Annotated in this window: 22 protein-coding genes; 16 read left to right on the top strand and 6 right to left on the bottom strand. The window is 43.9% G+C overall.

Annotated elements, in window-relative coordinates; all coding sequences use genetic code 11:
- The 13 genes from VPNCDNU1_RS13825 to VPNCDNU1_RS13765 all read left to right on the top strand — a co-directional run bounded on the left by VPNCDNU1_RS13825 (window position 1) and on the right by VPNCDNU1_RS13765 (window position 14,304).
- Window positions 1–264, top strand: coding sequence for an STAS domain-containing protein (locus VPNCDNU1_RS13825; protein WP_104400857.1), 264 nt, complete (start codon window positions 1–3; stop codon window positions 262–264).
- 19 nt (window positions 265–283) lie between these two features.
- Window positions 284–643, top strand: a complete 360-nt coding sequence (locus tag VPNCDNU1_RS13820; RefSeq protein ID WP_104400856.1) for a response regulator — start codon at window positions 284–286, stop codon at window positions 641–643.
- A 49-nt stretch (window positions 644–692) separates the two neighbouring features.
- On the top strand, window positions 693–2,822 hold the full coding sequence (locus VPNCDNU1_RS13815; RefSeq protein ID WP_104400855.1) for a chemotaxis protein CheA: 2,130 nt from the start codon (window positions 693–695) through the stop codon (window positions 2,820–2,822).
- 9 nt (window positions 2,823–2,831) lie between these two features.
- A complete protein-coding gene (locus tag VPNCDNU1_RS13810; RefSeq protein ID WP_104400854.1) occupies window positions 2,832–3,335 on the top strand; it encodes a chemotaxis protein CheW in 504 nt (167 codons plus the stop codon).
- A 3-nt stretch (window positions 3,336–3,338) separates the two neighbouring features.
- Window positions 3,339–3,803: a chemotaxis protein CheW gene (locus VPNCDNU1_RS13805; RefSeq protein WP_101112003.1), complete on the top strand. Its 465-nt coding sequence runs from the start codon at window positions 3,339–3,341 to the stop codon at window positions 3,801–3,803.
- 11 nt (window positions 3,804–3,814) lie between these two features.
- Window positions 3,815–6,622, top strand: a complete 2,808-nt coding sequence (aer2, locus tag VPNCDNU1_RS13800) for an aerotaxis transducer Aer2 (protein ID WP_167404794.1) — start codon at window positions 3,815–3,817, stop codon at window positions 6,620–6,622.
- The gene (locus VPNCDNU1_RS13795; protein WP_104400853.1) at window positions 6,607–7,467 is read left to right on the top strand and encodes a CheR family methyltransferase; all 861 of its coding nucleotides are present in this window, start codon (window positions 6,607–6,609) and stop codon (window positions 7,465–7,467) included. The genes aer2 and VPNCDNU1_RS13795 overlap by 16 nt, the downstream gene beginning before the upstream one ends.
- 7 nt (window positions 7,468–7,474) lie before the next feature.
- The gene (locus tag VPNCDNU1_RS13790; RefSeq protein ID WP_104400852.1) at window positions 7,475–8,116 is read left to right on the top strand and encodes a chemotaxis protein CheD; all 642 of its coding nucleotides are present in this window, start codon (window positions 7,475–7,477) and stop codon (window positions 8,114–8,116) included.
- Window positions 8,116–9,159, top strand: coding sequence for a protein-glutamate methylesterase/protein-glutamine glutaminase (locus VPNCDNU1_RS13785; RefSeq protein ID WP_104400851.1), 1,044 nt, complete (start codon window positions 8,116–8,118; stop codon window positions 9,157–9,159). The genes VPNCDNU1_RS13790 and VPNCDNU1_RS13785 overlap by 1 nt, the downstream gene beginning before the upstream one ends.
- A 29-nt stretch (window positions 9,160–9,188) precedes the next feature.
- Entirely contained in the window at window positions 9,189–10,358 is a 1,170-nt protein-coding gene (locus VPNCDNU1_RS13780; RefSeq protein WP_104400850.1) for a methyl-accepting chemotaxis protein, read from the top strand.
- An 11-nt stretch (window positions 10,359–10,369) separates the two neighbouring features.
- Complete coding sequence (locus VPNCDNU1_RS13775) at window positions 10,370–10,669, top strand: STAS domain-containing protein (RefSeq protein ID WP_104400849.1); 300 nt, start codon at window positions 10,370–10,372, stop codon at window positions 10,667–10,669.
- A gap of 21 nt (window positions 10,670–10,690) precedes the next feature.
- Window positions 10,691–12,373, top strand: coding sequence for an ATP-binding SpoIIE family protein phosphatase (locus VPNCDNU1_RS13770; RefSeq protein ID WP_104400848.1), 1,683 nt, complete (start codon window positions 10,691–10,693; stop codon window positions 12,371–12,373).
- A 266-nt stretch (window positions 12,374–12,639) separates the two neighbouring features.
- Window positions 12,640–14,304 (top strand): DUF342 domain-containing protein, encoded by a 1,665-nt coding sequence (locus VPNCDNU1_RS13765; RefSeq protein ID WP_104400847.1) that lies wholly within the window; start codon window positions 12,640–12,642, stop codon window positions 14,302–14,304.
- 20 nt (window positions 14,305–14,324) lie between these two features.
- On the opposite strand, the gene VPNCDNU1_RS13760 is transcribed toward VPNCDNU1_RS13765, so the two are convergent.
- Complete coding sequence (locus VPNCDNU1_RS13760) at window positions 14,325–14,684, bottom strand: GFA family protein (protein WP_104400846.1); 360 nt, start codon at window positions 14,682–14,684, stop codon at window positions 14,325–14,327.
- Window positions 14,685–14,715: 31 nt separating this feature from the next.
- On the opposite strand from VPNCDNU1_RS13760, the gene VPNCDNU1_RS13755 reads away from it, so the two are divergent.
- Both VPNCDNU1_RS13755 and VPNCDNU1_RS13750 read left to right on the top strand, forming a co-directional pair.
- Window positions 14,716–15,048 (top strand): DUF1294 domain-containing protein, encoded by a 333-nt coding sequence (locus VPNCDNU1_RS13755; protein ID WP_201797123.1) that lies wholly within the window; start codon window positions 14,716–14,718, stop codon window positions 15,046–15,048.
- A 273-nt stretch (window positions 15,049–15,321) separates the two neighbouring features.
- Complete coding sequence (locus tag VPNCDNU1_RS13750) at window positions 15,322–16,305, top strand: porin (RefSeq protein WP_167404793.1); 984 nt, start codon at window positions 15,322–15,324, stop codon at window positions 16,303–16,305.
- Window positions 16,306–16,609: 304 nt separating this feature from the next.
- On the opposite strand, the gene VPNCDNU1_RS13745 is transcribed toward VPNCDNU1_RS13750, so the two are convergent.
- The 4 genes from VPNCDNU1_RS13745 to VPNCDNU1_RS13730 form a co-directional block, all read right to left on the bottom strand.
- Window positions 16,610–18,721, bottom strand: a complete 2,112-nt coding sequence (locus tag VPNCDNU1_RS13745) for a type I secretion system permease/ATPase (protein ID WP_104400844.1) — start codon at window positions 18,719–18,721, stop codon at window positions 16,610–16,612.
- A gap of 19 nt (window positions 18,722–18,740) precedes the next feature.
- Window positions 18,741–20,651, bottom strand: a complete 1,911-nt coding sequence (locus VPNCDNU1_RS13740) for a bifunctional diguanylate cyclase/phosphodiesterase (RefSeq protein WP_104400843.1) — start codon at window positions 20,649–20,651, stop codon at window positions 18,741–18,743.
- Between the two features lie 5 nt (window positions 20,652–20,656).
- Complete coding sequence (locus tag VPNCDNU1_RS13735; protein ID WP_371410794.1) at window positions 20,657–21,301, bottom strand: transglutaminase-like cysteine peptidase; 645 nt, start codon at window positions 21,299–21,301, stop codon at window positions 20,657–20,659.
- 140 nt (window positions 21,302–21,441) lie between these two features.
- Window positions 21,442–22,833: an HlyD family type I secretion periplasmic adaptor subunit gene (locus VPNCDNU1_RS13730; RefSeq protein WP_104400841.1), complete on the bottom strand. Its 1,392-nt coding sequence runs from the start codon at window positions 22,831–22,833 to the stop codon at window positions 21,442–21,444.
- Window positions 22,834–23,125: 292 nt separating this feature from the next.
- On the opposite strand from VPNCDNU1_RS13730, the gene pdxH reads away from it, so the two are divergent.
- Entirely contained in the window at window positions 23,126–23,761 is a 636-nt protein-coding gene (gene pdxH / locus VPNCDNU1_RS13725) for a pyridoxamine 5'-phosphate oxidase (protein WP_104400840.1), read from the top strand.
- Window positions 23,762–23,861: 100 nt separating this feature from the next.
- Here the strand turns inward: pdxH and VPNCDNU1_RS13720 are convergent, their stop codons facing one another.
- Window positions 23,862–24,626 carry a heparin lyase I family protein gene (locus VPNCDNU1_RS13720; RefSeq protein ID WP_104400839.1) on the bottom strand — a complete coding sequence of 255 codons (765 nt, stop codon included), beginning with the start codon at window positions 24,624–24,626 and terminating at the stop codon, window positions 23,862–23,864.
- Window positions 24,627–25,047: the final 421 nt, after the last annotated feature.

Genomic DNA, 25,047 nt, shown 5'->3' with positions numbered 1-25,047 from the left:
ATGGAACGTCAGCTAGAAGAATCCTTAGAGATTGGTAACGTCCTAAACATCAAAAATGAGTATCAACAGTGGCTCGATAGCAACGAAGAGCTAATTATTGATGCTTCCTCCGTTGTTAGAGTTGATGCTGCAGGATTGCAAGCATTGGCATCTCTTTTCTTTAGTGCCAAGCAGGCAAATACCGACATACAACTTGTCAATGTTCCTGATGACTTACAAGAAAGTATCAAGTTACTCGACTTACAAAGTGTGTTTGAAAATTAAGGAATTGAGAGGGATTTTTATGACTAAGATTCTCGCTGTCGATGACTCTGTATCGATCCGTCAAATGGTTAGTCACACTTTAAAGGACGCTGGTTACGATGTAGAAACAGCGAACGATGGTAGTGATGCACTCAAAAAAGCAAAAATGACCAAGTTTGATGTAGTGATATCAGACGTCAATATGCCAATTATGGGAGGGTTTGAGCTGGTAAAAGCCATTCGTGGAAATCCTCAATACAAATTCATTCCTATCTTGATGCTGACGACAGAAACCAGCATGGAGAAAAAACAACAAGGTAAATCGGCAGGAGCAACGGGGTGGTTGGTCAAGCCATTCAATCCGGAAACTCTCCTAAAAACCTTAAAGCGCGTTATATAAAAACAACGTTCCCTTCGAGAGCGTGATGCAAGACTTAGGTAGGTGACCCATGGCTTTAGACATGAACCAACTTCGTAAGATGTTTTACGAGGAATGTCGTGAAAACTTAGAAGTGCTTGAAACTGTATTGTTGGATCTCGACCCAGAGAGCGTCGACCTTGAGACCATCAATACTATATTTCGTGCCGCCCACTCTATTAAGGGGGGCGCAGCTACTTTTAATTTACTCGACATCAGTGAGTTCACCCACAACGTCGAAGCTTACCTAGATGAAGTCCGAAACGGGCAAATGAGCCTTACTCGACATAGTGTCGACATACTGCTGAAAAGTGGCGATTGCATCACTGAAATGCTGGAAGGGTACGAGACCGATACCCCAGTTGAGTCGGCATTAAAAGAAGAAGTGAATCAAGCCTTATCGACATTACTGGAATCTCCAACGGAAAATAAACCCAATGATGCTTCTCAAACGCCTTCTTCCAACGAAGAGGGCGGGGCAGCGTCATCTGGTCATGCTGAAAGTTCTTCTAATCATCCTGAAAGCGTATCTGAATGTGCCCCTTGGCATGTCTCTTTTACTCCGCATTCCGATTTGTTCTTTAGTGGCAATGACCCGCTTAGAATTCTGGGCGAAATTATTGAATTGGACCCAGATTGCGACATTGTGTGTAACACATCTGAGTTACCTGAGTTAAGTGAGCTCGAAGCCGAGCTCTGCTATTTGAGTTGGCGAATAACGCTTGCAGGTAGCATCGCAGAAGACGACATTCACGAAATTTTCGAGTGGGTAGAAGATCAATGCGATTTGGATGTGCAACGTGAAAGTCCGAAAAAAGAAGACGTTGCTCCACCAGCGGCTGAAGTAGCTCAAACAGAAATTGTACCGGAAGAGCCACAAATAGCCGATAACACTCCAGTAGCAAAACCTAAAGATACTCAAAAGCCTGCGAGCAAGCCCGCCAAATCCGAGTCGAGCGTGAGCTCCATTCGCGTTGACATCGACAAGGTGGATAGCTTAATCAACCTCGTTGGTGAGTTAGTGATCACCCAATCAATGCTCACCGAAATTGGCAATGATTTCACCGTCGATAAATTGGAAAAGTTGAAATCAGGGCTAGACCAGCTTCTGCAAAACAGCAAAGACCTTCAAGAGAACGTTCTTAATATACGAATGCTGCCAATGAGTTTTGCCTTTAGTCGCTTCCCAAGATTGGTACGAGACTTATCCGGTCGTTTAGGTAAGCAAGTTGATTTGCAGATCAAAGGCGAGAATACCGAGTTAGACAAAACCGTGTTGGAACGCATTGTGGATCCGTTGGTTCACTTAGTGAGAAATGGAATCGACCACGGCTTAGAACTTCCAGAGCAAAGGCAAGAGCAAGGAAAACCAGACATGGGCGTTATAGAGTTGAACGCCTTCCACCAAGGTGGCTCCATCATCATTGAAGTGAAAGATGATGGCGCTGGTATTAATTGCGACAAGCTTTGGCAGAAAGCACTTGATAAGGGCGTGCTACCTCCAGAATCCCGACGTGAAGAAATGACCGACAAACAAGTGGTGAATCTGATATTTGCCCCTGGCTTCTCTACCGCAGACGAAGTGTCGGATATTTCTGGACGCGGCGTGGGTATGGACGTGGTGAAAAGAAACATCGAAGAGCTCGGTGGTCATATTGAAGTTGAATCCCGCCTTGGCACTGGTAGTACATTCACCATTAGCTTGCCACTCACTTTAGCCATATTAGATGGGCAACTGGTTAAGGTTGCCGGTGAAGTCTACGTTATTCCGTTACTGACCATTATTGAGTCCATTCAAATTGATACACAGTGTGTGAAACACGCGGCAGGTGGTGTCGAGTTATATCGTCTCCGAGAGGAAAACATCCCTGTGCTGCGTTTGCATGAAGAGTTTGAAATGGGAGAGAGCGGAGAGCTTGAAGGGCGGATTCTTTGTTTGGTCGAAGCGGCAGGTAATCGAGTCGGGTTGTTGATAGATGAGTTGCTGGATCAACAACAAGTTGTGATTAAAAGCCTTGAGTCTAACTACAGCAAAGTAGCGGGTATTTCAGGCGCAACCATTCTTGGCGACGGTTCAGTTTCTTTAATCTTGGATATCCAAGGGTTAATCACCTCATTTTTGAACCGTCAGTCAGACAGCAAAGGCGGCATTGCAGCCTAGGGAGCCACAGTGAACGAAGCACTTCAGGTTGTCGAAGGTGACACCATTTCCGATAGCGAGATCAGTGAAAATGCTGACTTCTTGAGTTTTTGCTTGGCTGGTGAACTGTATGGAATCGACATTCGAGATGTGGAAGAAATCCGAGTTTGGGAGCGACCAACACCCATTCCTCGCTCTCCTGATTTTGTGAAAGGGGTCATCAATCTAAGAGGCATGATTGTGCCAGTGGTTGATCTTCGCGTTCGTTTTGGCATTGGTGATTGCGCTTATCTTCCGACGACAGTGGTACTTGTTCTTCGTTGTGCAAGTGCGGATACGGAGCGACTGATGGGGCTGGTAGTCGATGCGGTGTCCGATGTTGTGAGCCAAGGTGATAAAGAGTTGACTCCTGCTCTGGGGGATTCCGCTGTTACCCCATTTACGGTTGGGCTACTCAACGTGGACGAGCAAGTGATGTCTCTGTTAGACACCGATGAATTGCTCAACATGGAAACCATACTCAAGGCAGGGTGAATGATGGCAATACAAGAATTCCTGAGTTTCATCTTAGATGAAGAAGAATATGCAGTACCCATTTTGGATGTAAGAGAAGTCAGAGGTTGGAGCAACGTACGTTCGGTTCCGAATTCACCTAGCTATTTAAATGGTGTCTTAGAAATTCGAGGGGAATATGTCCCCATTGTCGACTTGAGAAAACGCTTTAACCTCGAACCTGCCGTCATAAACGCAACAACGGTAGTGATTGTTTTAAACGATACGCATGGACAGCCATTAGGCATCATTGTGGATGCGGTATCAGAAGTGTACGCATTGGACACCGATGATATTAAACCTGCTCCCAATATGTCGTTAACGGTAGATAAAAACTTCATAGTCGGCATTGTTCCGGCAAAAGAAGGACATGTGATCTTAATTAACTTGGAAGCTCTATTTAATGTCGCAGAGCTCAACAACTTATCAGAAGAAAAAGCGCTCATGTGAGAGGTAAAGTTATGTCATTTTGGAACCGAAAAAAAGAAAGAGCAGAAAGACAGTTTGTTGCTCCATCCCAAGACAACCTAATGGGAGAGGCTAATAGTGCCTCAGGAGCAGTCAGTAATGAGCAATTACTTTCTGCATTAAACACGGCACAAACCGCGTTGATGATGATTGATCGGGATTTCAACATAACTTACGTTAACAGGCGCTCTTTGGACTTGTTAAAACAACACGAACCGCTTTTTCAATCGGTGTGGCCAGGATTCAGTGCAGATGAAGAATTTCTGATAGGGAATTGCATTGATGGTTTCCATACCAACCCTGCACACCAGCGTCAGCTGCTCTCCAACCCCAAAAATATGCCTCATACCGCGACAATCCAAGTCAAAGATGTGCTGTTGGAGCTTAATGTAGGAGCCATCATCGATGCTCAAGGTAACTACAGTGGTAACACTCTCGAATGGGAAGATGTTACAGAGCTTAGGCAACAAGAATCCAATATTCTGCGGTTACAGTCGGCTGTGGACCAGGCGCAAACAGCCATGGTAATGATTGACCGTGATTTTGAGATTACGTACATCAACCACGAAACAGTTTCTTTATTTAAAAAACACGAAGCGAAATTTCGCAGTGTGTGGCCCGATTTTAGCGCAACAGAAGATTGGCTAATGGGGCGGTGTATTGATGGCTTCCATAAAGATCCATCTCATCAAAGAAAGCTGCTCGATAACCCTTCGAACATGCCATACAGCACCGACATTGAAATTGCAGACCTTAAAATAGAACTCAATGTGGCAGCGATCATGGATGCGCATGGTAATTATATAGGTAACACGCTTGAATGGAGTGACGTTACTGAACAACGTAAACAAGCAACAGAGATTGCGCGTTTGAGCGCCGCTGTGCACCAAGCACAGACTGCGATGGTTATGATCGACCGTGACTTTTTAATTACCTACACCAACCTAGAAACCATTAACTTATTCAAAAAGCACGAAAACACACTGAGAACTGTTTGGCGTGATTTCACCGCTAGTGAAGATTGGTTGATAGGTCGCTGCATTGATGAATTCCACCAAAACCCCAACCACCAGCGCAAGATGCTGGATAACCCGAACAATTTGCCAATTAAAACGGACATTGTCATTGCGGACCTAAAAATTGAGCTAAACGTTGCTGCAATTACCGATGCAGAAGGGAACTACGTTGGCAATACATTGGAGTGGAAAGACGTTACGGAAGAAAGAGCAAAAGAGGCTGAAATAGGTCGCTTAGCCTCCGCTGTTGCAGGCATGACAACGAACCTAATGATGGCGGATGACAACGGTATTATCCAATACCTAAATCCGTCTCTGACTAAACTACTGACCAGTCGTGAAAGCGAACTTAAAAAAGCGTTGCCAAGCTTTGATGCAAGTAAGCTTGTTGGGCAGAACATTGATATTTTCCATAAAAATCCAGCGCATCAAAGAGGCATTATTTCCAACCCAGATAACTTACCGTTTTCGTCGAACATTGCCGTCGGAGGGCTTGAATTTAACTTAACGTGTATCGCCATGCGTGACGCGGAAGGTAACTACATGGGACCGGCTCTCCAATGGGAAGACATCACCGAGCAGCAAGATGGTCAACGTCAGGTTGAAAGCTTGATCCAAAACGCAATAAAGGGTGAGCTGACAAACCGGATTGATACCAGTGCTTACAGCGGTTTTATGTCTGAACTGGGCAATGGCGTGAACAACTTATTGGATGCCATTGTCGCACCGCTTGGGCAATGTATCGATGTAATGAGTGAGGTCGCTGACGGGAACCTTAACAATAATATGTCTGACGACAATGAAGGGGAGTTCGGCCGATTATCTGACGCCGTGAATACTTCAATCGTCAACCTCCGCAATATGGTTGACCAAATCACCACATCGTCAGCAAGAGTCGCAACTGCATCCACAGAAATAGCAGAAGGCAATAACGATTTAAGTCAGCGTGTTGAAGCGCAGGCCTCTAATCTAGAAGAAACGGCTGCCAGTATGGAAGAGATGACATCTACTGTCAGGCAGAACGCCGAAAATGCCAGAGGCGCAAATGATCTTTCTGATGATGCTGCCAAAAAAGCGGGTAAAGGTGGTGAAGTTGTTGGGCAAGCCATTGCAGCGATGGCAGAAATCAACAGTGCCAGCAAAAAAATCTCCGACATTATTGGCGTGATTGATGAAATTGCCTTCCAAACCAACTTGCTTGCATTGAATGCGGCAGTGGAGGCGGCGAGAGCTGGAGAGCAAGGCCGAGGCTTTGCGGTTGTTGCTGGCGAAGTTCGTAATTTGGCTCAACGCAGTGCTGCCGCAGCGAAAGAAATCAAAGGTCTAATCAACGACAGTGTCGATAAGGTTGATGAAGGTTCGAGGCTGGTCGACGAATCCGGTGAAACGCTCAATGAGATTGTCGATGCTGTTGCAAAAGTGTCAGAGCTTATTACTCAAATTGCGCAGTCTAGCCAAGAACAAGCCACGGGCATAGATGAGATTAGCCGAGCGGTTGCCACTATGGATGAAATGACGCAACAGAACGCTTCCTTGGTGGAAGAAACGTCTGCAGCTAGCCAATCCTTGAAAGATGAAGGCAAAGAATTACTTAACCTAATGAACTTCTTCTCCACCGACAATGATGTGAAAACCATATCCTCAAGGGGAGCGACTGGATCGGTTAGACCACCGGTCAGCAATGTTGCAGAGATTCGAAATGTCCCCGCATCTAAACCAGCAAACCGAGCGGTTAACTCGGGGATGCAGTTGAGTGAGGAAGGAGACGAATGGGAAGAGTTCTAAGCCGAGCAGAGGCTGAGAGTCCACTGGCTGGTAGAGAGTTTGAACTAACAGAACAGGACTTCAAATACATACAATATTTTGTCCACAAAAGTGTCGGAATATTTTTGTCGGATAAAAAGAAGGCCATGGTTTACGGTCGTATCAGCCGTATCTTACGAGAACATGGTCTTAAGCGCTTTTCTGAATATCGGGAATTGTTAGAAACAAGTGATGCCGAAAAAGTAAATTTTATTAATAACCTGACCACCAATAAAACCCACTTTTTCCGCGAGTTTCATCATTTTGAATATCTAGAAGGCGTCATGATTCCAAAGTGGTTCAATGAAGGAAGAAACCAGCTTAGGTTTTGGTCGGCAGGGTGTTCAACTGGAGAAGAACCCTACAGTTATCTTGCAATGTTAAAAAAAGCGCAAGTATTCGACCGGATAAGAGATGTGCGAATGCTTGCAACCGACTTAGACACCAATGTATTAGCCCGAGCAAAGCAAGGTGTTTACAGCGAAGAAGCAATAGAAAGTATACCCAGCGAATACTTGAAAGGGGCGTTCGTAAAGGGAAAAGGCCAAATGGCCGGAAAAATAAAAATAAAACGTCAGTTACAGCAACATCTTACTTTTAACCAGCTCAACTTATTAGCTGATTGGCCCATGGATCAGCAATTTGATGTTATCTCTTGTCGCAACGTCATGATTTATTTTGATAAGCCAACGCAAGAGACACTCATTCGAAGATTTTACGAACTTCTTGCCGACGATGGTGTGTTGTTTATCGGTCACTCAGAGAGTGTTGGAAATTGTACTGACATATTCCGTCACCTCGGACACACCATTTACGTTAAACAGTGAGGCAAGAATGAAAGGACTGCAGGCGAATTTACCTATCCAAACGTCACAATTCAGCCGCTTTTATCACCAACAAAAGAAAGTGCAGATGGTGAAAGTGATGCCCGGAGGAGTATATACCAGCCGCGAGCCTGAAGTGATTTGCACAGGGTTAGGTTCTTGCATTGCCGCGTGTATGTGGGATCCCCAAGCCTATATTGGGGGAATGAACCATTTCTTATTGCCTTTCGACAGTAACGCTGAAATAGAGAACTGGCACCCAACCGAAATTGTTTCGACGGCTTCTAGGTATGGCAACAACGCTATGGAAATGTTGATAAACCAATTGCTTGCCGGTGGGGCCGTGCGAGAAAGGATTCGACTGAAATTGTTTGGTGGTGCGCAATTGATGGGAAAGAACGTACTCATTGGTGATAAGAACATTGAATTTGCTCTGAATTACGCTCACGAAGAAAAGTTCGAGATTGAGGCGCAAGATTTAGGGGGGATGATCCCTAGAAAAGTGATGTTTGATCCGCTGAGTGGTCAGGCTTGGGTGAAACGCATCCGACTTTCTGAAGTTGATAAGGTGAAACGAAATGAAGCGAAATACGCCAAAGAGCTGGATATAGAGAGTCATCGTTCTCACGATAATGATGCGGAGCTATTTTGATGAATAAAAAACTAAAAGTAATGATCGTTGATGACTCCCCAGTATTCAGAGCGATGCTAACGGAGATCATTGAATCCGATCCTCAGTTGACTGTCGTGGCTACAGCAGAAAATCCTTATGAAGCTCGAGATCTTATCAAGCAGCACAACCCTGACGTGTTAACCCTAGATATCGAAATGCCGAAGATGAACGGCGTGCAATTTCTTAAAAATCTGATGCGCTTAAGGCCCATGCCCGTAGTGATGATTTCTACTCTGACTCAGCATGGCGCAGACATCACTCTCGAAGCGCTGGAAATAGGGGCTGTCGATTACTTCCCGAAACCTGCTGTAGAAAACACGGCAGAGATGATCCATTACAAACAAATGGTTAATGCCAAAGTCAAAATGGCTGCTGGGGCGAATGTAAAGCAGCAGCACAATGGTCACCAGGCTGAAAAACAACAAAAAGTTAAACGCAAAAGTAAACAGTTCGACTTGATTGCCATTGGTGCCTCGACAGGAGGGACTGAAGCCTTACGCTCGGTGCTTTCGTCCTTGCCATCAAACTTGCCTCCTATTGTGATCACCCAGCATATCAGTGCGTTATTTACTCCCTCGTTTGCCAAGCGGCTTGATGCCGCGAGTGAAATGACGGTGCGCGATCTTGCTGTGGACTCAGCCCCGCTTGTTAACGGTTGTGCGTATGTTGCGCCAGGTGATCAGCACATGGTGATCGTGAAGAGAGGCGGATGCTTGTATTGCGAACTGGATGACCGACCACCCGTTAATCGTCACAAACCGTCAGTTGACGTCATGTTTGATGCTATAGCGGAAACACTAAAAGACAGAGCCATCGGCGTGATTCTTACGGGAATGGGACAAGATGGAGCAGCAGGAATGCTGAATATGAACAATGCAGGTGCATTTACGATAGCACAGGATGAGCAGTCCTCTGTGGTATGGGGAATGCCGCGTGTCGCGGTAGAAGTAGGCGCGGTAGAAAAAGTAGTGTCACTGAATAAAATCCCAAAACTGATATGTGACACGTTGTTTTCTACCTAAATACTTCTGAATTTAAGGGGTCTATAACAATGCAAAAAATAACAAATTTCGTGACGAAGTGGTGGCTAATATTAGGCTTGCAGGTGTTGGGGCTCAGTTTCGTTGCAATGGAAGTATCTTCAATGTGGGTGGTCGCATTGTCTGTATTGATCGCAGCCACACCTTGGGTGCTGATTAAGTCGCCACAAAAAGAACCCAAGTCATTGGATGCGGAGTCAGAAATCAGCGTTGAACCAATTTCGGACCGACGAGTTCAGCTTGATGAAATTAAGCATTTGATGGAAGAAGAGCTCCCACACATAAAAGAAAGCTTAGATAAGCAGCGTGGAGTGATAGATGAATCTGTCGTAACACTCAATGATAGTTTCTTCGGTTTACAAGAAGTCTCGCAGCGTCAGAGCCTCGTGTCAGAGACCTTAGTGAATAACCTTCTAGCCAATCAAGACAGCAAATACAGCCTGACTCAGGTACTCCCTAAAACAGAAAAAATATTTGCTCAATATATCGAAATTCTTGTCAGTGTTTCTGAAAAAAGCATCACCGCTGTACACAGCATTCACGACATGTCATCAAAACTGGATAACGTATTTCGCCTATTGGATCAGGTTCAAGGGTTATCAGAGCAAACCAATTTGTTGGCATTGAATGCAGCCATTGAAGCCGCACGAGCAGGTGATGCTGGGCGAGGATTTGCCGTAGTTGCGCAAGAGGTAAGGAATTTGTCTCTTAAAGCAGAAGATTTGAATGGACAGATACAGAAAGAAATCACGATCGCCCAAGGTACGATAAATGAAGCAAATGAAACCGTTGGAGAGATCGCCTCAATTGATATGACTGTTGCGATCGACTCTAAAGATCAAGTAGAAGATATGTTGCAAGGGGTGCAGCAGGTTAACGTTGAAATTAAGGAAGAAATCGACAAATTGCGAGCAATGGGAACTGAGCTCTCAGAGCAGGTGAGTAATGGTATTCGAGCTCTGCAATTTGCCGATATCGTTGCCCAGCAAGGTCAACATGCAGAGCGCAGTGCTCATGCTCTGGAAGATATGACGGTTCTAATGGGCAAGTTTAATAGGCGAGAAATAGAGCTTTCAGATTTGATACAAGGTATTGAGGAGCTAATGGGTCATGCTCAGAACCGCGGAGAAGCAGCAGCACAGCAATCCGGTATTGATGAAGGTGAAGTTGAATTATTCTAGGGAGAAGAACTATGTCAGTATCCGCTGAAATAGATAACAACCAAAGACGCGTCGTCATTTCGGTTGAAGGGGCATTTGGGTTTAATTTGGTTCACGAATTTCGCCAAAGTTACAGCGAACAAAAAGGGTATCGCTTCGTGGTCGACTTTCGAAAAGTAGATTATATCGACAGCGCCGGTTTAGGAATGCTACTCAATATGCATAAATTCTTACAACAGCAAGATGGTGATATCGTCATCACTAACAGCATGCCTCAAGTGAAAAAAATTCTGTTGATATCGAGATTTGATAAGAAATTTTCAATCGAATAACGAATTCAGGAGGGCTAGGTTATGAGAGTGCTGATTGTAGATGATCAAAAAACCAATAGGGAAATGTTTCGCTACATGCTGACCAGTATCGCCGAAGACATCACTTTATTTGAGAATGGTGAAGGTGTGGTTGAGGCATTAAAAGAAGCCGAAAGCCTTCCCGATGTCATCCTTATGGACGTTATGATGCCAGTAAAGGATGGGTTTACGACGGCCAAAGAGATTCGTGAAGAATTCCCAGATGTACACATGCCAATCATCTTTTTGACCGTTCTGGATGATCGTGATTCATTTGGGCGTTGCCTTTTCTATGGGGATGACTTCATCCTTAAACCTGTCGGAAGAAGTACACTCCTTGCAAAAGTGCAGGCGCACTATCGTGTTGCAAAAATGCATAGCGAAGTGAGTAAGCAACGAGATGAATTGAGCAAATTCAGAGAACAGGTGAAGTACGATTACGCCATTTCTGAATCCATTTTCACCAATCTTGCTGAAGATATGTACAAAAACATCGACGGTATCGAGTACATATCTAACCCCTCTACTGTGTTTAATGGTGATTTGATTGTTGTTGCTAATCGCCCTCAAGGTGGCGTTTACGTGATGATTGCTGATGCAACAGGTCATGGTTTACCTGCGGCTATTTCGACAATTCCTGCCACTAGAGCTTTTTTCTCAATGGCGTCCAAAGGCATGTCCCTTGGTGAGATTTTAGAAGAAATCAACACGTCTTTAGTGCGCTTTCTTCCCTTAGGAATGATGGTTGCAGCAAATGTATTCGAAATCAGTGCAAATGGGCTTGACGTCACTTGGTGGGGAGGCGGTTTGCCAGACAGCTATATTCTCGACTCTTCTGGCAAAATCATCAATAACCTCACATCCACTCATATGCCGCTTGGCGTATTGAGCGGTGAAGAATTTGAAACCAATCTCGTGCACCTTCGCCTAGAGCCAGGGCAGCAAATAGTATGTTATACCGATGGTGTGACCGAAGCGGCTAATCCGTCAGGTGAGCAATTTGGTGAAGATAGGCTCAAACATGTACTGAATGAATGTGAACCCGTCGCAATAATCCCTTCTTTATATGAAGCAGTAAACGTCTTTTCTAACAAAAGTAAGGATGATGATCTGTCCATCCTCACTATGACGTTCCCCATTCATAATGAAGCTGGACAAGCTCCTGATGCGGAGTTGCCATTTGTTGGAAAGGTGCCATTGAATACTCGGTTAAACTTCCCGAAAGACGTGCTCAGTGGTGTGACCGTAATGGCAGAAGTTCGTCATTATATCTCTGGCATAGTGAGTGGCGGCCCTAATCTTGATTTAGTGTGTTCGGTATTATCTGAGCTGTTCGCGAATGCTATTGAGCATGGGCTACTTGGATTGGACTCAAAACTAAAAAGAGATGAGGAAGGTTTTTTCACGTATTACCAATTGCGAGAAGAAAGACTGCAAGATCTTAATGAGGATGCCATGTTAACGCTGGATCTTGAATACTTGCCTGAGATCAATCAGTTGAGTATGACAATTGAGCATACTGGTGAAGGTTTTAATTATCAAAATCTAAATATGGTTTCTGATGAAGACAGCTACGGTAGAGGAATTGTTTTGGTTTCAGAGTTATGTGAATCACTCGAATACTCCAACTGTGGTAAAAAAGTGAAAGCGGTGTATCAATTTAATCATGACCAGTATTTCATATGAGCTTATGATGTAATTGTTTTGATTGATGTAATAGGCGAATGTCCGCTCTATTCACCTTCTTTACTGAACATGTAACTGTAATTTGAACAATTAACATTTAGAGATTAATAATGTTGTGAGCTTATTGTTAAATTCCGACATTGTGGTGAGGTTGATGTGCTTGTATTAGTGACCACAGCCGGAAAACGCGCATCTTTTTGTTAACTCTCTGGGCAAATTCGTTACACTCATTCCAGAAATGGAGTCTTATTTTTGAGTAACGGACTATGTGGAAAGAGTTCATCCGACTTTCAGATGATGATCAAAGTGTCATAGCACAGATGCCCTCCGATATGGCTGTTGAGTCTGATTTCGGTGAGCTAGGTCTTGATCACGCCATCGAAAACTTGGGTGCAGCTTCTTTCTTTTTAGATGACGGTGCCGTAAAAACTTTTGTGAGTGCCGCCCGTAAGGCGAAAAAAGAAGCGTTTCAAGGTATCAAAATTGCCTACCGAAAAAATGCGCGGGTTACGGTTGAGCTCGAGGATGACGATATGATCGCTCGTATGGTTGTTCAAGGTGCCCAAGGAGGTAGAGCACTACGAGGTAGCGAAATTGTGGAAGCCCTGTCTGCAGCGCATGTAACTAAAGGCATCAATAAACTTGCTCTAAAAAAGGTGTTGGCGATGAGCCATAAAGTACCACCAGGGCAAGAATTCTCTCAGGCTGTCGCCATTGGAAAGCGTCCTGTCGATGGAAAAGATGCTGAATTCATTTCACTGTTCCCCGATATAAATAGCCGTGTACTCAGGCCGCAAGAGGTCAATACCGTTACTCACCGTGTGGATATGCGTAACCTTGGCGAAACCATTACGGTTGCCGAAAACGAAGAGCTTTTGCGACGTCAACCCGCCACCAAAGGCACCCCTGGATTTACAGTGTGCGGAAAAACCATCCCTCCGAAACCTGGAACTGACAAATTATTACGAGAAGGGAAGGGCACCTACATATGCAAGAAAAACCCTAACTTGCTGAGGGCATCTGTGTCTGGAATGCCAGTAATGAAAAAAGGCTCAAGCGTCGAAGTTGATAACGCGTTGTGCTTAAGCAAGGTAGATGTATCGACAGGTCATATTAAATTCAAAGGTTGTGTCGTGATTACGGGGGATATTGAACCCGGTATGAAGGTGCTTGCCACTGGTTCTATCACTGTGGGTGGATTTATTGAATCAGCAGACGTTCAAGCTCACGGAGATATTACCGCAGCCAAAGGTATTATCGGTCGTCCAGTTGCAGAAGGTGAAGAGAATGCCTGTGTTGTCCGTTCAGGTGGCTCCATTACGAGTAAATATGCTCAGTATGCAACAGTACAAGCTCACGATGACATTACTCTTGCCATTCATAGCCTGCAAAACGAAGTTCGTTGTGGGGGCGATTTAAGCGTCTGTGATGCGAATGGCAAACAGGGAACGCTGAGTGGAGGCAATACCCAAGTCGGTGGGAAAATTACCTGTGTGAATTTAGGTGTTGAAGGCGATTCGGTCACGAATGTGGAAGCTTGTGCTCGCTATAAAAAGTACAAAGCAGGTATTGAAAAATTGAAAGAGAATTATAAAAAAGTTCAAGAAGAAACCATGAAAGTAGTTCGGGCAGAATTGGAGCTTTCCAAAACACCAAAATCAGAGCGAACCCAAGACATGGTCGATAATGTCGCGTCTTTAAAAGAGAAGAACAACGACCTACTGACTCGAACTAAGAAAAAGCTCGATGCGGTTGAACTTGAATTTGAACAAATGCTTTCGGCGAACACCATAACCGTAAAAAACAAAGTGTATTCCCGCGTAACAGTAAGGTTTGGGGAGGACACAGTAGTCACGCGCCGTGAACATGGCCCTTCAATACTGTCTTACAATCACTACGAAATTAGCTTTGAAGCCATGATGAAGAGCTAAATTTCGTAAGCCAGAAACTTTCAGTCTAGAAACTTCCACGTATCTGCCCCATCAAAACGCCGCACACGAATAGATTCAACCATTTCTCTGTCAAACAATCGGAAATTCACGCCCACTCGGTCCATTCCTGCTTTATCTGTTGCCGTGTAATGGGTATGTACTTTACAAATTGGGCAGTGATGGAAATGGATCATTCGATCGCCCCATTCGTAGCCATCGGTTACACCGGAACTCACAACAACGTCCACTTCAGACGACGTGTAGTAGCCGTATAAAGGTGCGGTTCTAAAGCAGTGCGAGCAATTGCATTGGGTTAAAGTATCTGGAAGTGTCTTTACTTGCAGTGTGATATTGCCACAATGGCAGGTTCCATTTGTCATATTACGTTCCCTTTAAAACCGAGGAGGTGCCGTGAAGTTGTCTGTCTTCTACTGGTTATTCTTGTTTATCTCTCTATTTTATAGCCACTTCCCAATTTATTGGTTACTTGTGTCACAGCTTTTGAGTTTATTGACATTGTTCTTCTACTGGTGGGATAAACGCCAAGCAATCAAAGGGAGTAGACGAGTGAAAGAAGCCACATTGCACAGTTTGGCTATGTTGGGAGGCTGGCCTGGTGCGCTTATTGGTAGAGAAGTGTTTCGCCATAAAACGCAAAAGCGTCCATTTTATCTCATCCTTTATTCTATTTCGGCATTGCACTGTGCGTTTACCGTTCTCTTTGTTTACGTTGCGTTAGCGTAAATATTGGGGGACGTAATTACGATAAGCTAAAGAATCAGTGCGCCAAACTCCTAAAGCTTATCTCTTATCATCGCAACCTTTTTCACTTCGTCAATTGTAAACATTTGCCTTTCTGTGTAATGAAAGATGAGAAACGTAAGGTGTTGTAAGTGATTGGTTTGTAAGGTGTAAGCGTGAGTAAGAGGCTATTGATAACTAACGTCTTATGTCTAATATCCATTGCGCAAATGAATTCTTTTGCAATTAAATATAATTAGCAGTGGATGAATGATAATGAAAAAGACAATTCTAGCTGTTGCTGTAACTCTTGCAGCAACATCAGTAAACGCAGCAGAAATTTACAACAAGGATGGCGTTAAGCTAGATCTTGGTGGTGCCGCTGAAGTTCAGTACAAAAAAGAACGTGGCGAGAACGCAGAAAACAAATTCCGCCTAGATGACGGTGATTTGTTCGCAACAACAACGGTTAAACTAGACGACGAGCTAACGGCTATTGGTAAAGCGGCGTTTAAATTCGAAAAAACAGACGTTGAAAACGACGAGCTGTATGTTGGTCTTCAACACAGCAAGTTCGGTACGTTCACTGCAGGTCGTCAATCAACGACTTTCGACGGTGCTGGTATCTCTAACGACATCGAGTTCGGCATTAAGTTCTTTGATGATGAAGTTGAAACGTTAGCAGTAGGTTCTGGCGATTCAGTTGCTAAGTATGCGGGTACTTTTGGTAATGCTTGGGTTGGTGGTTCTTACGCTGAAGTTAAAGAAACTAAAGGTGAGCACAAGTTTGCTTACGATGTTGCTGGTGGTTACAAGTTTGGCAACATAGAAGCAGCAGTTTACCTTCAGCAAGTTAAGCTGGATACGGCTACTTTCGGTAAAGTAACAGCGAAAAACGTAAAATCTAACTCTGCGCTAGCGCAGGTTAAAGGTACGTTTGATGCAATTACTGTTGGTGCTTCTTACGCAACAACTAAGCTAAGCGGCGGCGATAAAGTAACGGTTGATGGAAAGATCAACATTGCTAAGCTTTCTGCAGCGTACGCTCTTGATGAGAAAACGTCGATTGCTGGTGGTTACGATTACGGTGATGCAAAAGATGCTGCAAAAGTACACAACTTCTACGCAAACGTAACTCACAAGTTCCATAGCAATGTGAAAGTTTACGCAGAACTAGGTCACGCTGATGTTAAAGAAGCAAACGGTGACAAGGTTAAGACTGAGCTGGGTTATGCAGCAGGTCTAGAAGTTAAATTCTAAAAGTTACCACTGCCTTTTCTACTTTTAGAGTTTTGACCCCGCCCTTGTGGCGGGGTTTTTCTTTTTTAGGGTAAGAGTGTTGAGCCTTATCTTTTCATTGCTGGGTAGCTTTGCTTAGGGATTAGCAGAAATGACGTATTTGGATTTCATTTGATAGAGCGTAAAATATTCAGATTCAAAACTAGTTAGAGGCTGGATGTTATTTAAATATTAAGAAGCTTTCAGCATTAAAAAAGCCCTCTCGGTTAGAAAGGGCCAAATTCACAAATTGATGTTGGCATTATTATTGGTTGTGGACGCAGTACTATGATGCTTTCACACGACCTTGTTTCAAGCTGTTGAGAACTTGTTCTTTTGGTCCGTCGGCGATCACTGCGCCTTTTTCCATGACAATTACACGATCTACGACATCGAGCATTGAGGTTTTGTGCGTAATCAAAATCAGTGTCTCGCTCTTTTTCAGGTTAACGAGCTGATGTTTGATGTGCATTTCGGAACGGTTATCCATAGAACTGGTTGGTTCGTCCATCAGTAGAACCGGAGGCCTACCAAGGAATGCTCGCGATATGGCAACGGATTGGCGCTGACCGCCAGACAGTAGAAGCCCCCCTTCACCCACCTGCCTTTCGAGCCCTGCGGGGTCTTGTTGAGTAAATACTGTCACACCACCTCGGTTTGCCGCATCCAGTACTTCCCTGTCATCCACTAAAGGTTGACCAAGTGTAATGTTGTCTCGAATTGAACCAAAGAACAGAGTGATATCTTGCGGTACACAACCAATGTTTCGGCGTACATCAGCGTGGTGCAGCTGAGCAATGTCCGTATCGTCTATTCGGACATTGCCTTCTGTGGGTTGATAAAGCCCCATAATGAGGCGCTCTATCGTCGTTTTACCTGAACCAATACGGCCAATGATCGCCACTTTTTCACCCGGATTAATGCAAATGCTCACGTCTCGAACAGAAGCGAGATCGGAGTCTGGGTAGTGAAATGTCACCCGGTCGAGCTCAATCTTTCCTTGAATGATTGGGCGATGGATATAACGTTTACCTTCCTCTTGCTCTTCGGGCATCGACATCACTTGTTCGATGATGGTCATAGAAGATTTAGCTTGATTGTATCGGGTAGAAAGCAGTGACAGTTGCACAAGAGGACCGACTGCGCGACCGCTCAACATAGTGGCGGCGATTAACCCACCCATGCTCAGTTCACCCTCTGCAATCAGGTACACACCCACAATGATCATACCGACGTTTGCGGTTTGCTGAATAAAGCCCGCCGCGTTTTGAATCGAATCGGTAATGCGACGGCTTTTGATGTTCCAGTTTGCCATATGCGCTACCGCTTCTTCCCAGCGGTATTGGAATTGGCTTTGTGCACCAAATACTTTTACGGTTTCTAGCCCCGCAAGGCTTTCGATCAGGTTGGCGTATTTTTGTGAAGCCAAACGGGATCCTTCTTCGATGCTTTTTCTCAAAGGACCTTGGATAAGCATTGAATGAATGATCAGAATAAGGATTCCGACAATAGGCACGATCACCAGATTCCCAGCCACTAACCAAATGACCACCAAAAACAGCAAAGCAAAAGGGAGGTCAATCAATGAAGAGACAGTCGCAGAGGTAAAGAACTCTCGGATCGATTCAAATTCTTGCAGGTGTCTTGCAAAAGCGCCCACAGAGGCAGGGCGTGACTCCATTCGAATGCCCATGACTTTGCTGAACAATTTCGATGAAATCAAAATATCGGATTTCTTACCCGCAACATCAATGAAGTAACTTCGCAGCAACTTAAGAAGAAAGTCGAAAAGGAAGACAACAAAAATACCAGATGCCAATACCCACAGGGATTCAAACGCAAGGTTCGGCACCACTTTGTCGTACACCAATCGAGTAAACATGGGGGCGGCAATGGCAAACAGATTGATCAGAATGGAAGCAATCAGTACGTCACGGTAGATGTGTTTGGATTCGAGTAGTGTACTCCAAAACCAATGACCATCACGCGGTTTCAATACTTCTGGAGAGCGTTCATCGTAGCGAAATTGCTTTTTAACTAAAAAGTAGCGCCCTGTGTACAGTTGCTTCAATTCTTCAAGAGGCAACGAAATTGGCATAAGGTGGGAGTCTGATGTTACCACTTCCGCTTCTTGCGTTTCACGGTTTATGCTCACAAGTACACAAGCGTCTCCCCCTTTGAGAAGCAACACTGCTGGTAGAATCAGTTCCGGTATTCCTTCAAATTCAGTGCGATTTTCACGGGCGACTAAGCCCGCTCTTTCTGCTGAGCGTGGAAACAGGAATGGTGTCAGCTTACCGTCTGCTAACGGTAAGCCACTTACGAGTGCTTCTGGTGAATTCGACATGCCGTAGTAGCGGCTAATGTACACCAGTGAGTTCAACAACGGATCTTGCATCCTTGATAGACCTTAAAACTTATTTATCAACAATGAAGCCTTGGAATGCTTCAATAAAGTGCTCAGAAAGAAAATCCAGCTGTGCTTGTGTTTCTACACGCGAAGCGATGGTTTTAATGCCAAGGTTATGCGCAGTTCGAGAGATTGAAGTAAGTGTATACTTCTGCTTCTCATCATCAATTTGGTGAGTGTACAGATAATCCAGCTTAACGTAAGCCGGCCTAAATTCGTTGATGTATTCCAAAGAGTGGAAATGACGACCGTAATTATCCACACCAAAATCCGCTCCAGCGCTACGAATAGCGTGACAGATTAAAGCGGTGTGGTGCTGGTGGTTGATAAAGCAAGATTCCGGAATTTCAAAATGCAGTTTGCTCGCGAGCGCGCCGCTCTTAGTCAGCGTTTGGGTTAACCAACGAATAAAGCTTGGCTCGGTGACACTGCTGATGGTTAAGTTAATTGCTAATGTATCCGTGATTTCTCGGCTACGAAGCTTATCTAGCATGGCCACGATAACGTATTGGTCAAAGATGTGACCGGCATTTAACTGCTCTAAAGCAAAAAGATATTGGTTTGCGGTGAAGCGCTCACCATTTTTCTCAATCGCAGAGAAAACCTCTCGATGATACGTTGCTCCTGTTGTCGTATTTGCCGTCTGTAATTTAAATTCAACCCATTGATTACTGATGGCTTCTTCAACCAAAGTACGCCACTGCTGCTTTCCGAGAAGGACATGGTTTTGTTCATCAGTAACGAGACCATATGTTTTCTCTGGATGAGCGTGTGCTTTCGAGAGTGCGTTATCGACGAGTGACAGAATCTCTGTCGTATTCTTGCGGTTTTCGTTGTACACCACACCTAAGAAAGCGGCGGATGGCGCAGTGCCTGTCGGATCTGGTCGAATATCTTGGGTGTAGTTCATGATGCTTTCCGACACCATGCGCAATTCACTTTCTTCTAAGTTAGGAAGAATGAAACCAAACTCTGCGGTATTGATACGTGCAATGGTGACGTCTGGAGATGAGGTTGTCGCTCTAAGTAAGTCAGCCAACTCTTTTACGAGGTTGTCGCCAATTTCGTAGCCTTCATCGTCGTACGCTTCTTTTATGAAGGTTGCTTGCAAAATGGCCACGCCACCTATTGCGGATTCGCTTAACCACGTGTTTAGCTGGCCAATAAAGAATGAACGGTTACCCAGTTGTGATACGGGATCCATATACGCTCTTTCACGTAACTGCTGGGCTTCTCTCGCTTGCGCTTTAAAGCTTTTTTCAACTTGGGCAGACATGGCATTAATGCCATCGACGACGGCAATCAAGTCTCGAGTCCGGGGGCGTTCAAGTGGTTCACCAAAGTGATTATTAGCCACTTCTTTCATTTTCTGAATGATGAGTGTTAGCGGGGTCAATGCACGTCTTACCACCGCAGAAATCACCACCGCACCAATGATGAAGATTCCTGTGAATAGTGTGACTAAGCTTGTGAGAGCTTGCCAAAGTTGGAAGTAGGCATCCCCTGGATGGCTGATAATTTCCACTTCTGCCAGTTGGAGCCACCCACTGGTCACGACTCGGCGATCATGAATCGTTCTAAACAAATCCAAATTCGTGAACCAGTCTGGAATGTCGTGATTTTTTATGGGGTAGGTTCGAACTATTTCCTTGTCGTTACTAAGGAAGATGAGCCTGACTGCTGAATATGAGCTGCCATCAAACAAGGCGTTTATAACAGACTCCACGGCAACTTCATCCTGATTTTCAAGATAAGGTGCTAACGCGAGCCCAACGGTGTTGATGGTGTTATTCACCTCAGAGCGTTGTGCTTGCTCTAAGAAATTCCGTGTGGTGTTAAACTCAATCGCAAAGACGGAGGTTATTAGCAGTAGAAATACTGCCAACATCCAAGCGACTAGCTGTCTATATAGTGTCATGGTGCTTACTCATCATAATTAATAATGGGTTTATTTAATTTCAATCTTTGTTCGCGTGAGCGTAAATCGTTCCATAAGCTCAGGCGAGAGGATTTTCCTGCTAGCTTACCACTGGCTTTTTCTTTCATTAGCCATAGGTTTTTACCGTTAAAACTGTAGATAGGCAGTAAGTCTCTGCGTTTCGATGCTGGCTTAATGTCTGCGATTAAATTATCCAAAATCAAAGGCTGCGAACTTGGCGTTCGGTAGTACGCCAAAACCATGTGAAATTGATTTAATTCAATCGCTTTAACGTACACTAAGCGCAGCTTCTTATCTGGGACGCCAAGCTCAAGCAATGAGAAATACTTCGCAATTGTGAAATCTTCACAGTCTCCACCTGCGCTTCCTAGAAACTCTAAGGGGGTTGCCCAGTAGTCTTTTCGGCCCCACAGGTTAATATCGTCGACAAAATTCATCTGATTAAAGAAATTATTGACGGCTTCAAGTTGATCTTTTTCTTTCAAACTGTGGTAGTCAGCAATACCATTTCGCCAAGCGGTAACACGTTTCGCTGCGCGATCGCCATACGTGCCTCGAACAGCCTCTACCCAGCGTTGCTCTTTTGTATTTAGAGCCACTGAGGTGAATGGAAGTGACAACAGGCACATTAATAATGCACCTGTTTTTATTCGGTTAATCACCATCAACAATCAGGTCGGTTCACAGAGTGTTTGAGGCAATGTTACGTGCCAAGTCGTTGGTAAATGACAAATTTTCCTCCGAATTGCATTCAATGTATTTCCCCAATTTATTCACGCAATGCCGTTTGTTGGGCACGTGAAATAGGTTTCAATAGGTAATCCAGAACAGACCGTTTTCCTGTAATGATGTCGACTGACGTTGTCATCCCCGGAATGATTGGGAGCTGCTCTGAATGACCAAAACTGTCTTGCAAAGTCCGTACACGAACAAGGTAAAAGCTATTGCCTTCTTCATCTTGGATGGTATCCGCACTGATGTGTTCCAAAATGCCTTCAAGACCTCCGTATCGAGTAAAGTCATAAGCACTGAATTTAACGATAGCAGGCAGACCGGGTCTTAAAAAGGCAATATCTTGAGGGGCAATTTTTGCTTCGACCAGCAGAGTGTCCTCAGTTGGGACGATTTCCACTAAATCCATGCCGGGTTGAATTACACCACCTACGGTATTTGTGTGCATTTTTTTAATTGTGCCAGTAACGGGGGATACGACAATGGTTCGGTTTACGCGGTCTTCAAGCCCAACTGTTGATTCTGTTAACGACGACAATTTATCCTGTGCTTGGTTGAGCTTTTCTTGCTGCTCAGAACGGAATTTTAGTGCGGCATCTATTCGGCTTAAAATCGCTTCGCGGATGGCGGAGGTTAATACGGGTACTTTCAGTTCAGTAGATGTGAGCTCTCGTCCCGTATCGTTGAGTTGTCGTTCCAATTTTAGCAACTCGATTCGAGGGACGATGCCTTCTGTCGCCAATGGCTTCGTAATATCCAGTTCTTTTTTAGCAAAATCGTAGCTGCGCTGAAGGTTGGTCACTCGAGCTTTGATTTCGACGAGGTCTTGAAGTTTCTGTTCTACTTGCTGATCAAGAACGGATACCTGATTCTTAAGATTATTGAGATCTTGGCGATATTCTGCAAATTGGCGAGCGACTAATTGAGGATCATTTTCAGCCAATTGCTCTGGGAAGATCAATTTGTCGTTTTCGATTACAACGCTGTCTTGCCAGTTATCTGGGTCTAAATCTTCACGGATCTTAATACTCGCGATGGATGCGGATAATTGCAGTACATTGGCAGTCAGGTTGGTGACTTGCTGTTCTCTTTCGCGAAAATCAGAACGAAATCTGGTATCATCAATCAGAAGAAGCTGTTGCCCTTTTTCAACCATCTCACCTTCGTGAACAAGGATTTTCTTAACCAATCCCCCTTCAAGGTTTTGAACCACCTGTAATTGTGAAGACGGGATAACCTTGCCTTGACCTACGGTTACCTTATCAATTTGTGCCCAAGCAGCCCACCCAATGGCAATAGCAAAAAACAGCACTACTACCCAAAGAAGAATTCTAGCACTACTTGGTGTGTTCAGAAGTAAAGCGGCTGTTTTATCATCCACGTAGTCTAGTTCTTTCGAGTCCAGCTTTTTCAGGCTCTTGGTGTCCATGTATTTCCCTTGCAACAAATCAGACGGTCGACAAAAATTTGTGTGTTTTATCTTGAAGCAATTTTCATGCTAACGCTTGTGAATCTTCGGATTTGATGAATAAATTGTTAAGTTGTTCATTTAATTATACCTCAGCTAAATACATTCACATATCAAGGTGGCAGATAGTTACCTCAAAATGCTTATTTTTAAATTCGATGGGTTCGTATAGCGGATAGAAAAACAGAAAGAAAAATGACTTGAGTTCCCATATCCTTAGGCGCAAAATCATCGGAAACCAGAAGGAGTCGAAATGGAACTTTCAGATATTCGCCGTGAATACACAAAAGACGGCTTAAGGCGTCGAGATTTGAAATCTGATCCGATTGATCAATTTAATTTGTGGCTTCAGCAAGCTGTAGACGCCAAATTGACCGATCCGACGGCGATGACAGTGGCGACCGTTGATGAAAACGGCATGCCTTTCCAAAGAATTGTGTTGTTGAAAAGTGTCGATAAAGAGGGATTTGTATTTTATACCAACTTAGGTAGCCGTAAGGCGCAACACCTCGATAACCACAGTAAGATCAGTCTTCATTTCCCTTGGCACCCATTGGAACGACAAGTACATGTGACTGGTGTGGCTCAAAAACTTACGGCAATGGAGAACATGAAATATTTTAGCTCCAGGCCTAAAGAGAGCCAAATTGCCGCTATTGCAAGTAAACAAAGTAGCCGCCTATCTGCCCGTAGCATGCTGATCAGCAAGTATATGGAAGTAAAAAAGCAGTTTGAGAATGGGGAAATTCCGGTTCCGACGTTTTGGGGTGGTTTTCGAGTGAAGCCTGAAAGTATGGAGTTTTGGCAAGGCGGCGAACATCGTCTTCATGATCGCTTCTTATTTTCACGCGATGATGATGAGTGGGCGATAGACCGACTCGCGCCATAATGAGATTCAACATACTCATGCTGCTTCAAAATTCCGTTTGAGTGTAAAAAAAACACGCCGCACTGTAAATCAGTGCGGCGTTTTGTTTTTATTTACTTTTTTAGTTGGCTAGCTCGTGGTAGCGAATGTTTTTAACACTTAATTCAATTTCTTCGTTATCCACTTCCCATGAAGTTGGTTTATAGATACCGAACTTGATGTAAGGCTTTTGAATATCGTTGAATGTGTTTGGACCGCATACATCAGATAGCACTTCATCGTTAATTTTTACTGTTAAGCATGCATCTTTGTTATGAGAAAGCTCACCACTGATTTCTACATTGTACCAACTGTCTGCTTCGTAGTAGTAATCGCTGAATAGCTTTCTGTATTCGATAGAGTTACCAGCCCCGCCACATGACCCATTCTTTGTTACTGAAATTTGGTTTTCATCCCAGCGGTTGAACATTCTTAGCGTACCGTTTACAGACTCAAGAGCCATGATTGGACAGCGCCACGCTTCACCTTGATCTGGTACTGAATGTAGCTGGAAGTAGCTGTGCCATTGACTGTAGTGTGCAAAGTTGTCGTTAGTCTTGAAATCAAAAGAAAATTTAAACGGGGTATCACGCTTAACGACATCCTGTATTGCAAACTCACAACGTTTGCGATTTGGAGCCTTGTTCATTTTTAGTTTAGTGACATCATGATCTTTGGTTAAGTTCACCGAGAGCAGGTCGAAATGACACTCTATATGAACTTTTTCATTTGGTGTCTTTAGTCCACCTAGATCAAGCTGCTCGTATACTGTTTTCCACATGTTTGCCGCTTGCGCACTTACCGAAAATACACTTCCAACTAATAAAAAAGTTAAAATTTTCATCATTATTCACCCACTCGTAAAAAGAAATAAATTTAATTTTCAAGTAATTGCGACATAGGGAGCCCGCTTATTTCTCAAAGAGAAATAAATGTTTAATAGATAAAACAGATTTCTAACATTAAAATTCTGTGTTTTTGTAAATTAAGATCAATAAAATTAATTGGTTAATGTTTGTTGATTTTAAAAACTAACTATTTTTTGGCTTTTATATGTAGCGATAACAATCCAATTTTTAAGTACATCAAAAAAGTTATTACATTAAGTTCGGAACTACTGTCTCGTTCCTCTCTTGTCTACAACGAGAATATTAAAGTTTATTTTTGAATAGAAAAATTTCTAAAAGGCTCACAATGATATTTGTACAAAATCAAAAACAAAGATTTGATCTTCATTCCATAAAATAATTTACTAGAGTAAAATAAAG

The organism is Vibrio penaeicida (assembly GCF_002933855.1).
Taxonomy (GTDB): Bacteria; Pseudomonadota; Gammaproteobacteria; order Enterobacterales; family Vibrionaceae; genus Vibrio; species Vibrio penaeicida_A.
The sequence above is the reverse complement of the archived record's forward strand: the minus strand, read 5'-3'. Positions and strand labels throughout refer to the sequence as shown.